Genomic DNA, 13,829 nt, shown 5'->3' with positions numbered 1-13,829 from the left:
TTAATTCAATATAATGATTCAGGATCGGACTTTTTATTGTCGCTAAGTCGGATTTGTAATGCCGTCGCCAAACGGGTGAATAAGATTGCGGCTAATGCGTAGGCTCCGCCAATTGCCGTTGCAGTCAGGCGATCGGCTGCCACATTTCCCTGCGCTAACCCGGTCAGTGAAATCATAAATACCACCATCAGGGTGACGAAAAAGGTAAAGACAAAATAGGAGCCGGTTGCCAGGCGATAGGAAAGGGTAAACGCGATGTAACCTGAAACGATAAAACCGCATGCCAGCACGGCAAGTTGTGGGAAAAGGTAGGTCAGGACGCCCGCCGACAAACAGCCCAGAAACGTGCCAAACAGCCTTGCCGGCACCCGCAGCAGTGATTCTTGATAGTGGTTGCGCAAACACAACAGCAGAGTCATACCGGTCCAGTAGCCATTCTTCAGGTGATAAAGTTCAACGGTGAACAGCGCCATCCCCATCGACAATAAACCAAACAGCACTGACCAGCGCAGATGGAGTTTGTGGCGTTGTTTTAGCGTCTCCTGACGCAGAAAGGAGAACAGTGAAAATCGGCTCACCCACTGCAAATGAAAATGACCTTTGCTCAACAGCAGGCAAATTATTGTTAACTGTACCAAGCCGCCGATGGAAATAAGCAGCGCTCGGTGAGTGGCATGCGCCATATCGCCAGGAAAGTAACCTGAGACCAGAAAGGCGATCGCCGCTTGCAGGAATACCCAACCCGCGGTGCCATCGATACCCGTGATGATGGCGTAGGCCGCGGTATAAATCATGGCCAGGCTGATGTAGAGCGGCAACACCGATCCCGCCATGGCGCCCAGCCAGGATGAGAAACCGAGTCCCACCACGGTTGCCAGCAGCAATTTAAATGAAGAGCCTTCCCAGGTTTTACTGGCACCAAAGGCCAGCGGCAAAGCACCGCTGGCAATGACGCTCGCTTCGGCAACATGATTTAACAGAAATCCGCCGATAAAAATCAGCATCAGTGCAGGCAAACAACAGAGGCCCAGCCGCAGGTCGTGCTTCAGTCCGGCATCCACTTTCATATTTATTCTCTCCTTGCTTCTCTCTTGCCTATCTTAAAAGTGTGAACCAGATCTTAAAAACTGAAATGATCATACCAAAGCGAAAGGAGACATTAATGTTAAACGCACCCACAGCGATTTTACTGGCGATGGCGGTTTCTGTTTGCGCGACAGACGCCAGTGCTCAAGAGCCAGAGTCGAAAAAACAGCAGGTTCAGCCGCTTCAGGTAGGCAATGTGCGCATTGGTCAGGGACAACCCGCGATTATCGTTTCGACCTCAGGGCAGGATGAAGCCAGCGTGCTGCAAGAAACTGAGCAAGCCGCGCGCACGCATGAAGTGAGTATCGTTGAACTGCGTGTTGATAAACTCGCTTTTGCTATGGATGGACCGCGCGTCGCTAAATTGGGCCAGTCGATGCGCCAAAAACTGAACGGTAAGCCGTTGCTGCTGACCTTTCGTACCAAACAGGAAGGGGGAGAAAAAATGCTGGACGATGCGCGTTATACGCAACTTTATCAGCAATGGTTGGCCGCGGGATTCGCTGATATGGTTGATATTGAGATGCGCATCGGTGAGCAACCAATACAAAAGCTGGTGGCAGAATCGCGACAGCAAAAGGTGGCGGTGATCCTCTCTTATCATGACTTCAATGCGACGCCGTCTAATGAAGAGATGTTACAGCGTCTGGAATGGCAAGCCGCGCACGGTGCTGATGTGTTGAAAATTGCTGTGATGCCGAAAACGCCAGAGGATGTGAATCGCTTAACGTCTGTCACCTGGCAAATGCGACAGCACAGTGATAAGCCTTTGCTGACAATGGCAATGGGAGGAAAGGGGACAATTAGCCGTATCGCGGGTGAAGTGTATGGCAGCAATCTGACGTTTGGTAACTTGGGAAAAGCGTCTGCTCCCGGCCAGTTGGACGTGAATGTACTGTATCAAACATTGAAAGCGCTGCATCAGGCGGGTCAGGATAGTTAACCAAGTCGGTTAACAGACAAAAAAAGCGCCAACAACTTAGCTGTTGGCGCGAGTGCAATATGGGTGATCGTTATGCGTGTTGATTTGCGCGCTTTGGCTCTGTACGCACTGGCGTATCGCCCGCCACAAAGTATTTCGCTGTGCTGCGCGGTAACTGATGACCACGAATACGGTCAGCAATTTTCTCGCCAATCATAATGGTGGTGGCATTCAGGTTACCGGTGATGATCAGCGGCATAATGGATGCATCCACTACACGCAATGATTCCAGGCCGTGAACGCGTCCATCGCCATCAACCACCGACATCGCATCGGTACCCATTTTACAGGTACCGCAAGGGTGATAAGCCGTTTCGCCATGATTACGCACAAACTCATCCAGCTGCTCATCGGTCTGGCAATCAAGACCCGGGCTGATTTCGCGACCGCGATATTTATCCAGCGCTGGTTGCTGAATGATCTCTCGGGTGATGCGAATGGCATCACGGAACTCGTGCCAATCCTGTTCAGACGCCATGTAGTTGAACAGAATCGAAGGATGCTGGCGCGGATCGCGTGATTTCAACCGCACATGGCCCCGACTTGGCGAACGCATCGAACCGACATGACATTGAAAACCATGCGCATCAACCGCATTAGAACCGTTGTAGTTAATCGCAACCGGCAGGAAGTGATACTGAATATTCGGCCAAGCGAACTCTTCGCGGCTTCGAATAAAGCCACCCGCTTCGAATTGGTTACTGGCACCGAGGCCGGTGCCATTTAACATCCATTCAGCACCGATTTTCGGCTGGTTCCACCACTTCAATGCCGGATAAATAGAAACCGGCTCTTTGCATTCGTACTGCAGGTACATTTCCAGGTGATCCTGTAGGTTTTCACCCACGCCAGGCAGATCCTGTACCACAGGAATATCGAACTGCTTCAGCAAAGTCGCCGGGCCAACACCCGAGCGCTGTAAGATCTGCGGCGATGCGATCGCGCCTGCACACAACAACACTTCACGACGCGCATGAGCTTTATGTGAGGTGTTACTCTCACCCACCAAATATTCCACGCCGACAGCACGCTTGCCTTCGAACACGATGCGGTCGGTGGTGGCATGCGTGATAATTTTCAGGTTGGTACGGCCTTTAGCTTGATCAAGATAGCCGCGCGCGGTGCTGGAGCGACGACCTTGTGGTGTTACGGTGCGATCCATTGGACCAAAACCTTCCTGCTGATAGCCGTTGAGGTCTTCAGTACGCGGATAACCCGCTTGCACGCCCGCTTCGATCATCGCTTCAAACAGCACGTTATTACCCGCTTTTGGCGTTGCCACGCAAACCGGGCCGTCTCCGCCGTGATAATCGTTTGGCCCGATATCACGGGTTTCGGCTTTGCGGTAGTACGGCAGGCAATCCAGATAGCTCCACGATTCCAGGCCCGGCTCTTTGGCCCAGCCATCGAGGTCCATCGCGTTGGCGCGGATGTAGCACATACCATTAATCAGCGACGACCCCCCTAAGCCTTTGCCGCGACCACATTCCATGCGGCGGTTGTTCATGTAAGGTTCAGGATCGGTTTCGTAAGCCCAGTTGTAGCGTTTTCCCTGGAGTGGATACGCTAACGCCGCAGGCATTTGGGTGCGGAAATCAAAACGATAATCTGGACCGCCTGCTTCCAGCAGTAGAACGTTTACAGTGCTGTCTTCGGTCAGGCGTGTAGCTAAAACATTCCCTGCGGATCCGGCTCCGATGATGATGTAATCAAATTCCATTCGTCGTTCCTCAGGTTGGAATAATTAAAATATTGACTGAAAACGTGACAGTTCGACCTGCACAGATTTCACTTGGGTGTAGTTTTGCAGCGTCATCAGGCCATTTTCACGACCCACGCCGGAATGTTTGTAACCGCCGACCGGCATCTCTGCCGCCGATTCACCCCACGTGTTAATCCAGCAAATGCCCGCTTCGATTTGATGAATCACGCGGTGCGCACGATTCAGATCCTGCGTCACAACGCCCGCAGCCAAACCAAATTCGGTGGCGTTGGCGCGGCGTACCACTTCTTCTTCGCTCTCGTAACTCAAAATTGACATCACCGGGCCGAAGATCTCTTCACGCACAATTTTCATCTCGTCGTGACAATCGGTGAACACGGTGGGGGCAACCCAAGCTCCCTGATCAAAGCCCGCGCCAGTAAGGCGTTTGCCACCGCACAGCACGCGCGCCCCTTCAGCGATACCTGACTCGATATAACGCATGACATTATCGCGATGGCTAAAGCTCACCAGCGGACCAAAGTTGGTTTCCGGCTGGCGCAAATCGCCAGGTTGGATGCGTGCCACGCGCTCAGCGATTTTCGCTTCGAATGCCGCTTTCAGCGGGGCAGGGATAAAGACGCGAGTACCATTGGTGCAAACCTGACCTGAACTGTAGAAGTTGGCCATCATGGCAATGTCGGCAGCCAGATCGAGATCGGCATCATCAAAGATGATCAGCGGAGATTTGCCACCTAGCTCCATGGTGACCTCTTTCAGCGTAGATCCCGCTGCATTAGCCATGACTTTCTTGCCGCTGGCGACGCCGCCGGTGAACGAGACTTTATCGATGCCGGGATGTTCAGTCAGCAGCTGACCTGTGACTTGTCCGGTGCCCGGCAGCACGTTAAATACGCCATTTGGCACGCCAGCTTCGGTGTAGATTTCTGCCAGTTTGAGCGCGGTTAATGGCGTCACTTCGCTGGGTTTGAAGATCATTGCGTTACCCGCAGCTAATGCGGGTGCGGATTTCCATAGCGCGATCTGGATGGGGTAGTTCCAGGCACCAATGCCTGCCACCACGCCCAGCGGTTCACGGCGGGTATAAACGAATGAAGTATCACGCAGCGGGATCTGCTGGCCTTCCAGCGTGGGGATCAGGCCAGCATAATATTCCAGCACGTCGGTGCCGGTGACGATATCCACGCTGACGGTTTCGCTATACGGCTTACCGGTATCGAGCATCTCCAGCTCAGCTAATTCGTCGTTACGCTCGCGCAAAATATCAACCGCACGGCGCAAAATGCGTGAGCGCTCCATTGCGGTCATGGCTGCCCAAACTTTTTGACCTTTTTGCGCCGCAGCAACGGCACGATCAACATCCGCTACACCTGCCTGATGCACATCAGCCAACACTTCGCCATTGGCCGGATTGATGGTTTGGAAAGTTTCGCCTTCGGTCGCGGCTACGTAAGCACCATCGATATATAATTTTTGCTCGGTGAACAGGGACATATCTTCTCCTTCCTTTATTCGTGCTCGCCAGCCAACTGCTGACGGATGAATTGTGTGGTCAAGGTTCTGGCCGCGTCTGGATTGAAGGGCTTACCGCTTAATGCGGCACGTAGCCATAAACCGTCAATCAATGCGGCTAAGCCATAAGCCGCCAGACGCGCCTTATCGCGGGGGATTTCACGACGGAACTCTGCTGCCAGCGTTGAAAACAACCGACTGCTACTGACGCGCTCAAGGCGATTGAGCTGGGGTTGATGCATGCTGCTGGACCAAAAATCCAGCCAGGCCTTCATGGCGGCGTTGTGCACCTGCGTTTCGTCAAAATTGCCTTCGACAATCGCGCACAAGCGCGCTTCTGTGCTGGCATCAGCCAAAGGCCGCAGCCTGGCGGCAACCGCATCACGCAGTTGGCGGGTCACGTCGCGCATTGTGGCTTCTAATAAGCCATTTTTGTCTTTGAAGTAGTGACTAATGATCCCGGTCGACACGCCTGCACGGCGCGCAATCTGGGCGATAGTTGCATCATTAATCCCGACTTCATTAATTGTGCTCAGGGTCGCATCAATCAGTTGCCGACGTCTTATCGGCTGCATCCCCACCTTTGGCATAACTCCAACTCCACCCTCAATTCGAGCCACTATTAAAACTTTTTTTGATTGCACGTTCAATATAAAAAGAAAAGTTGTTAGGATGCTGTGCTTCAGTTGTTACGATAAACGCAGCGGTGGGAAGCGCAATACAACGCCGTAGCGCAGATAAAATTTTGGCAATAAAAGGGAAGGATACGAGTCAGACATCGCCTGGCTTTGAAGTAAGTTCTTGATATTTTGCAGTAAATTAACCAGAGGTAATCGATGATTAATTCACCTGCCAGTGAAAAAGACAGAATCAATCCTGTTGTGTTTTACACGTCAGCCGGACTGATTCTGACATTTTCACTTGTGACAATTCTTTATAGCGATTTGGCCGCAAGCTGGATCTTAAAAACAGTAAACTGGGTTTCTGCGACGTTTGGCTGGTACTACATGTTATCCGCCTCACTCTATATCGTATTTGTGCTCTATATGGCCTGTTCGCGTTTTGGTGCGATCAAGCTTGGCCCGGAACAATCAAAACCTGAATTCAGCGTACTGAGTTGGTCGGCCATGCTGTTCGCCGCCGGTATCGGTATCGACCTGATGTTTTTCTCGGTGGCTGAGCCGGTTGCGCAGTACATGCAGCCGCCAGAAGGGGCGGGGCAAACCATGGAAGCGGCTCGCCAGGCAATGGTCTGGACACTGTTCCACTATGGCTTAACCGGTTGGTCGATGTACGCCTTAATGGGAATCGCGCTGGGTTACTTTAGCTATCGCTACAACTTGCCATTGACCATCCGCTCGGCGCTATATCCTATTTTTGGTAAGCGAATCAATGGGCCAATCGGCCATACCGTGGATATTGCTGCTGTAGTCGGCACGATTTTTGGTATTGCCACGACATTAGGCATCGGTGTGGTTCAGTTGAACTACGGACTGAAAGTCTTGTTTGATGTTCCTGAAGGGCTGACCGCGCAAACGGCACTGATTATTTTGTCTGTGGTCATTGCGACGATTTCCGTGACGTCCGGCGTGGACAAAGGGATCCGCATACTTTCAGAGATCAACGTGGCGCTGGCGCTGGGTTTGATCCTGTTTGTGCTGTTTATGGGCAATACTGAATTCCTGCTGAATGCGCTCGTGCTGAACGTGGGCGATTACATTAATCGCTTTATGGGCATGACGCTGAACACCTTTGCTTTTGATCGTCCAACCGAATGGATGAACAGCTGGACACTCTTCTTCTGGGCGTGGTGGGTTGCCTGGTCGCCGTTTGTTGGCTTGTTTCTGGCGCGTATCTCTCGTGGTCGTACTATTCGTGAATTCGTACTGGGAACGCTGATTATTCCGTTTACCTTTACGCTGTTGTGGCTGTCGGTATTCGGTAATGCCGCGCTGTACGAAATCATTCACGGTGATGCAGGATTTGCTCAGGAAGTGATGGGCCATGCGGAACGCGGCTTCTATAGCCTGCTGGCGCAATATCCCGCCTTTAAGCTGAGTGCTTCCGTGGCAACGATTACCGGTATGCTGTTTTATGTCACTTCAGCCGATTCTGGCTCGCTGGTGCTTGGCAACTTCACTTCGAAGCTGAAAGACATCAACAGTGATGCACCGAACTGGTTACGTATTTTTTGGTCAATTGCCATCGGCGTATTAACCCTGAGTATGTTGATGACCAACGGTATTTCGGCGTTGCAAAATACCACGGTAATCATGGGGCTGCCGTTCAGTTTTGTGATGTTCTTTGTGATGGCGGGTTTGTATAAATCGCTGAAAATTGAGGATTACCGTCGGGCCAGCGCCTCGCGTGAAACTGCTCCCTATCTTGCGGCGGCAAATGATCGTCTGAGCTGGAAAAAACGCCTGTCACGTTTGATGAACTATCCCGGCACACGTTATACCCAGCAAATGATGGAAACCGTGGTGTTCCCGGCGATGCAGGATGTTGCGAAAGAGCTGGAACTGCGTGGCGGTAAAGTGACGCTGGAAAGCGTGCCAGCCGATGAAGCTAACCCGATCGGCTATCTCGATCTGCGGGTGAATTTGGGTGAAGAGCAGGACTTTGTTTATCAGGTCTGGCCGCAACAGTATTCGGTCCCGGGCTTCACCTACCGCGCACGCAGCGGTAAATCAACCTATTACCGCCTGGAAACCTTCCTGCTGGAAGGCAGTCAAGGCAACGATTTAATGGATTACAGCAAAGAACAGGTGATTATCGATATTCTCGATCAGTACGAACGCCACCTGAACTTTATCCATCTTCATCGTGAAGCGCCGGGCAACAATATTACGTTCCCCAACGTCTAACGCGCATGGCACAGGCCGGAGAATCTTTCTCCGGCTTTTTTCAGTTCTACGCTGACCCGCAACGTCAACAAATCATCTATCTTTAAGGCGTTATGTCTCATTGATTTTGACAGGGAGTCGTATGAAAAAAATCCTCAGCACGTTTCTTCCGCTTTATGCCACCACATTGTTGATGCTGCTAGGTTCCGGCCTTCTGACTACCTACGTTTCGCTGCGGCTGGCGCATGAGCAGGTTAATGGTGCGCTGATTGGTGCCATCATCGCGGCTAACTATGTCGGTTTGGTCATTGGCGGCAAAGTTGGGCATAACCTGATTGCCCGCGTGGGCCATATCCGTGCTTACGTCTCCTGTGCTGGCATCATTACCGCCTCCGTGATTGGACATGGTTTGACAGACTTCATCCCGCTGTGGGTTTTTCTACGCTTGATCATCGGTCTTTGCATGATGTGCCAGTACATGGTGCTGGAGAGTTGGTTGAACGATCAGGCTGAATCTTCGCAGCGTGGCGTCATTTTTGGTTTTTACATGGTGGCGACCTATTTAGGCTTAAGTGGCGGGCAGGTTTTACTGACGCTGCAAAGCAGTTTTGGCGTCAGCACCTTGCTGATTGTGGCACTCTGCTTTGCGCTGTGTCTGGTGCCTATCGCCTTGACCACTCGCACCAACGTACAGGCGATGTCGCCCGCGCCAATGGAGCTGGGCTATTTCATTCATACCATTCCTAAACTGCTGGGCACCACGCTGATTACCGGCATGGCGGTAGGGGCGTTTTACGGATTAGCGCCGGTGTATGCCAGTAGTAAAGGCTTTTCAACCGCACAAACCGGCCTGTTCATGAGCTTAACGATATTTGCCGGGCTGGTGTCGCAATTTCCGCTGAGCTGGCTCTCTGACCGCTACGATCGCCAGCGCTTGCTGTTCTTTATCGCCGTGCTGTTTGCTATTAGCGCATTGCCGCTGGTCTTGCTGCCGCACCTGACGTTTGGCTGGTTGTTGGGCGTCTCTTTTATCGCCAGCATGATGCAATTCTCGCTCTATCCGTTACAGGTTGCGTTAGCTAACGATCAGGTCGCAGCTGAACGTCGTGTTTCTTTAACCGCCTGCCTGCTGATGGCATTTGGTATTGGTGCCAGTATTGGGCCGCTGATCGCTGGCGCACTGATGCAACCGCTCGGTAGCAATATGCTTTATCTCTGTTTCATGCTGTGCGCGGTAGCCATTGCTCTGTTAAGTTACACCGCTAAACATATTCCGATGCCGACCACCGAAGTACCGTTACCGCACGTGGTATTGCCAGACAGTTTGGCAACTTCACCGTTGGGTGCGGCATTAAATCCGACGCTTGAAGAGGAGGTGATTCAGGCATCGATGGGGAGCAATGAGGGTGAAGTCGAGGAGCAGAAGGCCAATCAGCCGCCTGAAAAGGGGGTTTAAATTGACATAAGCGTCGTCCTAAAAGAACATCTCTTCGCTGCTCGTCGATATTTAACCTACTGACGAGCAGCCACGCTTAAATATTACTTATTAGCCACGATATAGCCTTATCGTAACTTACTGAATGGTAAGGTTTATGGACATAAAACAGCTCATCTATCTCTGCAATCTAGAGCGCGAACGTCATTTTGGACGCGCCGCCGAAGCCAGTTTCGTTACTCAACCGACCTTATCGATGCGGCTCAAAAATCTTGAGCGTGAACTAGGATTGTCGTTGATTAACCGCAGCAACAACTTTGCTGGATTTACGCCTGAAGGCGATCGCGTTTTAGCCTGGGCGCGAGAAATTGTCTCAGTTTATCAAGGCTTGAAGCTGGAAGTTGAATCCCTCAAGCACGGCGTTAACGGTACCTTGCGTGTGGGCGTAGTGCCGCAATGCAGCGTCGCGCTACCGCAACTCCTCAAGGCCGTTAAAGCGCGCTACCCGCAGCTGGATTACCGTATCGCGGTGCTCAGCGCCGATCAGCTGTTGGAGGCATTAAACAGCCATACCGTTGATGTCGGCATTGGTTTTTTTGAAATGGCAACACTGCGGGAGCTGCATTTCCAAACCGCCATGCTCGCTGATCGTGGTGTTGAGGCCGTTTTTCATCCCGAACATTTTCCTGATCTGCTGCAGCATGAAACGCTCACTTTGCAAACCCTGGCGCAACAGCCGCTCTGTCTGGCCGAGCCGACGCGTTACTTCCGTCGCTATCTGGATATGGCGTTCCGAGAAGCTACTTTTACTCCGCGCGTGATTGTTGAAAGCGCATCGATTATGCAGTTGTTGCAGTGTACGCAAGTGGGATTGGGTGTATTGGTCTCGCCGATAGGGCATTTACTGCCGGAATCGCTGCACGGTTTAGCCCAGCGTCCGATTAATGTAACAAAAATGCCGCGAGAGGCGGCATTAGTGATTGCGGAGCCGGGGCGCGCAACGCCGCTGGCTCAGCATTTCTTTGATGAAGCGCGTGGATATGTTACGGCTTAACGCGCCTCGCCCAGTGCGAAGTAGAGCCGACTGTTCCAGTTACTCAGCGCAACCGCCTGAATTAAATCAAACAACGCGGATTGATCCCATTCACGACTGAGTAATGGCTGCAATTGTGCTGCACTAAAGCGTTCTGGCGTGCGGGTGAGCTGCGCCGCCAGCGTAACGATCTGCTGCTGTTCTTCACTTAGCTCAGCCTCATCCACTGATGCAATCAACGCGTCATCTGGGAAACTGTGTTGAAACGCCCAGCGGCTACCGAGAATACGTGCACTGGCGGCTTGCGCCAAACGGGTTGATGGATTGGGTTCTAGCCGCTGATTCAACATTGCCCAGCCATACAGCGCCGCCGGATCGTGCGCTAACACCCACACCGCATCGGTAAGTTCTGTAATGGGCTGACAGAAAGTGATGGCTGCCAGCTGCTCGGCACTGGCGTAGCGCAATTCAAGAGGCTTAAGTGTGGGCAGCCAGGACGGTGGTTGGCCAAAGCCTCTGCTATCTGCGTCAGGCGGTGGCGTGATACCCGGCAACCAACGTACCGGCAAGCCCTGCAGCGCATGTATTCCCGCGACCACTCGCGCCTGATAACAGACAAAACCGATCAGCTGATTCAACGTAACAATATCAGGCTCGGTTAATCCCACCGCATCCAGCGCGGTAATGGACGCTGCGTTAATAACCTCAGGCTGCATGGCTAACTGGCGTGCATATTGTGTGATCTGAGTTAGCCGATTATTACTTTCACGTGATGAATCAGGCCCCGGCAACGGATTCAGGCGAGCTGAATAGTGATTGCACAAACGCTGTACGCCCGTTACCTGCGCCACGGTCAGCGCGGTGCTGAGTCGATCATACAAGGTCAGCGTGTGCGTCAACGTCGGCGCTGAGCTGTCAGGAAAAAGTAGCTGGCTAAGATCGCGTGCTGCCAACAGTGCAGGCTGATTATCAAGCAGCAGCGACTGCAGCGCAGATGTCTCTTGCTGCAAACCGAGCAGGAAGCGATCGTCAATGTGGGCAGCTTCGGGAACCAGCGGTGCCGCTTGTGAGTTACGCGGGCTGGTCTGGCTCTCGTAAAACCAGTGGTTATGGCCAGGGTAGCGGCGATGTTCCATGGTTAATCCTTTTGCAAATTCAGGTTCGTCGCAGCTGAGCAATAATCTGAAAACAGCGCGGCGACGAAGGGCTGACTTATCGTCGCCGAAGGGCAAGCCAGGGCAAAAGATTGTTCGGTGATAATTAATAGCGATTGAATATAACGACGACTAGCCCGACATCATTCAAACTGCAGATAGGTTGGGCGGGCTTCTTCGCCCCAGCCTTACCAAAGTAAGCTCCTGGAGCTGATAAGCTTGCTGCCTTTCTGCAGCGCGGATGATTTGGGGTATAAATGATGCAAAAGAAAAGGGCGAGTCAGACTCGCCCTTAAAACTGATTTCACGATTTATTGCAGAACTTACTTCAGTTCCAGCTCGTTCATGGCAGCAATGCTGAAGCCGCCGTCAACGTGAACGATTTCGCCGGTGATGCCGCCAGCCAGGTCAGAGCACAGGAAAGCTGCTGAGTTGCCGACATCTTCGATGGTTACGGTACGACGAATCGGGGTTACCGCTTCGCAGTGTGCCAGCATTTTACGGAAGTCTTTGATACCTGAAGCTGCCAGGGTACGAATTGGACCCGCAGAAACGGCATTCACACGTACGCCTTCTGGACCCATCGCGTTCGCCATGTAGCGCACGTTGGCTTCGAGAGAAGCTTTCGCCAGACCCATCACGTTGTAGTTCGGGATAGCGCGCTCAGCACCCAGGTAAGAAAGCGTCAGCAGCGCTGAGCTTGGGTTCAGCATCTCGCGGCACTCTTTCGCCATCGCAACGAAGCTATACGCGCTGATGTCGTGAGCAATGCTGAAACCTTCACGGGTTACGGCATTCACATAATCACCCACCAACTGGTCGCCTGGGGCAAAACCAATGGAGTGAACGAAACCGTCAAATTTCGGCCAGGTTTTTGCCAGTTCAGTGAACAGTGATTTGATGCTCTCGTCTTCTGCAACGTCGCACGGCAGAACGATGTCGGAACCCAAATCTTTAGCAAACTCTTCCACACGACTTTTCAATTTGTCGTTTTGGTAGGTGAAAGCCAGTTCTGCGCCCTGTTTGTGCATCGCCTGTGCAATACCGTAGGCGATGGAAAGTTTACTGGCAACGCCAGTAATCAGAATGCGCTTACCGGAAAGAAAACCCATAGCTGTAATCCTTATGGTCATTGTTGTTGGCGGTCGCATTGATTAAAAAGTAGGCGACCGACGTTAATCGACGTGCGGATTCTAGCACGTCTCTTTGTGATCGGGTAAATCGACCCGTTATTTCCGCGACAGGCAGCAAAAATCAGTGCTCGCGGCGCCAGGCTTCGGCGGTCAGTGCTTCACCGAAATGGCTGGCAATAAGTCGCTTGGTCAGGTCATGCAGGGGAGACGCCAGCACATCGGCGGTGCCACCACGCTCAACCACTTCACCTTGATGCATAACCAGAACCTGATCGCTGATGTGTTTCATCATACCGAGATGCTGGGTGACATAAATATAGGCGATACCGTGTTTGTCCTGCAGTTCCAGCATCAGATTCACCAGTTGCGAACGCATTGTCATATCCAGTGAAGCCAGCGCTTCATCCGCAACAATCACTTTGGGTTGAAGAATTAACGCTCGAGCCAGACCCAGACGCTGCTTTTGCCCTGGTGCCAGCATGTGTGGGTAATAACCGGCATGGTCACGCAGCAAACCCACCTGACGTAACGTGGCAATAATGCGCTTTTCTCGCGCTTCAGCATCAAGTTCGGTATTAAGCCGCAAGGGGAAATCAAGGATTTGGCTAACACGCTGGCGCGGGTTAAGCGAATTCGAGGGGTCTTGAAAGATCATGCGAATGCGCTGGCTGCGATAGCCATAATCGCCATATTCCAGGGCGTGATCGTCAATCAGGATTTCGCCTTCGCTCGGCGGGATCATGCCGCTCAGCATCTTCGCTAAGGTCGATTTTCCCGAGCCGTTTTCACCGATAATCGCCAGCGTCTGTTTTTCACGCAGCGTGAAACTCACTGATTTTACCGCCTCAACATGTTGACGGCGAAACAGTCCGGTGCGATAGCGAAATGTTTTGCTGAGATTGCGCACTTCCAGCAGCGTTTCCAT

At 52.3% G+C, this 13,829-nt stretch carries 11 protein-coding genes; 4 read left to right on the top strand and 7 right to left on the bottom strand.

Translation table 11 applies throughout. The features are described 5' to 3' along the window. Positions 1–5: 5 nt before the first annotated feature. The gene (locus tag ACF2G4_RS05795) at positions 6–1,067 is read right to left on the bottom strand and encodes an FUSC family protein (RefSeq protein WP_409075686.1); all 1,062 of its coding nucleotides are present in this window, start codon (positions 1,065–1,067) and stop codon (positions 6–8) included. 95 nt (positions 1,068–1,162) lie between these two features. Between ACF2G4_RS05795 and aroD the strand changes: the two genes are divergently transcribed. Further along, on the top strand, positions 1,163–2,029 hold the full coding sequence (gene aroD, locus ACF2G4_RS05790) for a type I 3-dehydroquinate dehydratase (protein ID WP_409075685.1): 867 nt from the start codon (positions 1,163–1,165) through the stop codon (positions 2,027–2,029). Between the two features lie 70 nt (positions 2,030–2,099). Here aroD and betA read toward each other — a convergent pair whose 3' ends face one another. From betA to betI, 3 genes are read right to left on the bottom strand one after another with little or no spacing between them, the layout of a single operon-like run. Next, a complete protein-coding gene (gene betA, locus ACF2G4_RS05785) occupies positions 2,100–3,788 on the bottom strand; it encodes a choline dehydrogenase (RefSeq protein WP_243077848.1) in 1,689 nt (562 codons plus the stop codon). Between the two features lie 24 nt (positions 3,789–3,812). Then, positions 3,813–5,285, bottom strand: coding sequence for a betaine-aldehyde dehydrogenase (gene betB, locus ACF2G4_RS05780; RefSeq protein ID WP_409075684.1), 1,473 nt, complete (start codon positions 5,283–5,285; stop codon positions 3,813–3,815). A 14-nt stretch (positions 5,286–5,299) separates the two neighbouring features. Next, positions 5,300–5,893, bottom strand: coding sequence for a transcriptional regulator BetI (gene betI, locus ACF2G4_RS05775; RefSeq protein ID WP_243077849.1), 594 nt, complete (start codon positions 5,891–5,893; stop codon positions 5,300–5,302). A gap of 246 nt (positions 5,894–6,139) precedes the next feature. Between betI and ACF2G4_RS05770 the strand changes: the two genes are divergently transcribed. The 3 genes from ACF2G4_RS05770 to ACF2G4_RS05760 all read left to right on the top strand — a co-directional run bounded on the left by ACF2G4_RS05770 (position 6,140) and on the right by ACF2G4_RS05760 (position 10,638). Beyond that, a complete protein-coding gene (locus tag ACF2G4_RS05770; RefSeq protein ID WP_243077850.1) occupies positions 6,140–8,170 on the top strand; it encodes a choline transporter in 2,031 nt (676 codons plus the stop codon). 121 nt (positions 8,171–8,291) lie between these two features. Continuing rightward, positions 8,292–9,605 carry an MFS transporter gene (locus ACF2G4_RS05765; protein WP_409075683.1) on the top strand — a complete coding sequence of 438 codons (1,314 nt, stop codon included), beginning with the start codon at positions 8,292–8,294 and terminating at the stop codon, positions 9,603–9,605. 136 nt (positions 9,606–9,741) lie between these two features. Further along, on the top strand, positions 9,742–10,638 hold the full coding sequence (locus tag ACF2G4_RS05760) for a LysR family transcriptional regulator (protein WP_215848275.1): 897 nt from the start codon (positions 9,742–9,744) through the stop codon (positions 10,636–10,638). Here ACF2G4_RS05760 and ACF2G4_RS05755 read toward each other — a convergent pair. The 3 genes from ACF2G4_RS05755 to sapF all read right to left on the bottom strand — a co-directional run bounded on the left by ACF2G4_RS05755 (position 10,635) and on the right by sapF (position 13,829). After that, complete coding sequence (locus ACF2G4_RS05755) at positions 10,635–11,753, bottom strand: CMD domain-containing protein (RefSeq protein ID WP_409075682.1); 1,119 nt, start codon at positions 11,751–11,753, stop codon at positions 10,635–10,637. The two genes, ACF2G4_RS05760 and ACF2G4_RS05755, sit on opposite strands and share 4 nt — an antisense overlap. Positions 11,754–12,094: 341 nt before the next feature. Then, a complete protein-coding gene (gene fabI / locus ACF2G4_RS05750; protein WP_215846734.1) occupies positions 12,095–12,883 on the bottom strand; it encodes an enoyl-ACP reductase FabI in 789 nt (262 codons plus the stop codon). 142 nt (positions 12,884–13,025) lie between these two features. Beyond that, on the bottom strand, positions 13,026–13,829 hold the full coding sequence (gene sapF, locus ACF2G4_RS05745) for a putrescine export ABC transporter ATP-binding protein SapF (RefSeq protein WP_243077862.1): 804 nt from the start codon (positions 13,827–13,829) through the stop codon (positions 13,026–13,028).

It is taken from the genome of Pantoea phytostimulans (assembly GCF_046118715.1).
In the GTDB taxonomy this organism is placed as follows: Bacteria; Pseudomonadota; Gammaproteobacteria; order Enterobacterales; family Enterobacteriaceae; genus Pantoea; species Pantoea phytostimulans.
This window is presented reverse-complemented; position numbering and strand designations above follow the sequence as displayed.

Excerpts from the sequence above, each read along its gene's own strand:
- ACF2G4_RS05770 (WP_243077850.1), top strand. The coding sequence starts at position 6,140 with ATGATTAATTCACCTGCCAGTGAAAAAGACAGAATCAATCCTGTTGTG.
- betB (WP_409075684.1), bottom strand. The coding sequence starts at position 5,285 with ATGTCCCTGTTCACCGAGCAAAAATTATATATCGATGGTGCTTACGTA.
- ACF2G4_RS05795 (WP_409075686.1), bottom strand. The coding sequence starts at position 1,067 with ATGAAAGTGGATGCCGGACTGAAGCACGACCTGCGGCTGGGCCTCTGT.
- sapF (WP_243077862.1), bottom strand. The coding sequence starts at position 13,829 with ATGGAAACGCTGCTGGAAGTGCGCAATCTCAGCAAAACATTTCGCTAT.
- ACF2G4_RS05755 (WP_409075682.1), bottom strand. The coding sequence starts at position 11,753 with ATGGAACATCGCCGCTACCCTGGCCATAACCACTGGTTTTACGAGAGC.
- aroD (WP_409075685.1), top strand. The coding sequence starts at position 1,163 with ATGTTAAACGCACCCACAGCGATTTTACTGGCGATGGCGGTTTCTGTT.
- ACF2G4_RS05765 (WP_409075683.1), top strand. The coding sequence starts at position 8,292 with ATGAAAAAAATCCTCAGCACGTTTCTTCCGCTTTATGCCACCACATTG.
- ACF2G4_RS05760 (WP_215848275.1), top strand. The coding sequence starts at position 9,742 with ATGGACATAAAACAGCTCATCTATCTCTGCAATCTAGAGCGCGAACGT.
- betA (WP_243077848.1), bottom strand. The coding sequence starts at position 3,788 with ATGGAATTTGATTACATCATCATCGGAGCCGGATCCGCAGGGAATGTT.
- betI (WP_243077849.1), bottom strand. The coding sequence starts at position 5,893 with ATGCCAAAGGTGGGGATGCAGCCGATAAGACGTCGGCAACTGATTGAT.
- fabI (WP_215846734.1), bottom strand. The coding sequence starts at position 12,883 with ATGGGTTTTCTTTCCGGTAAGCGCATTCTGATTACTGGCGTTGCCAGT.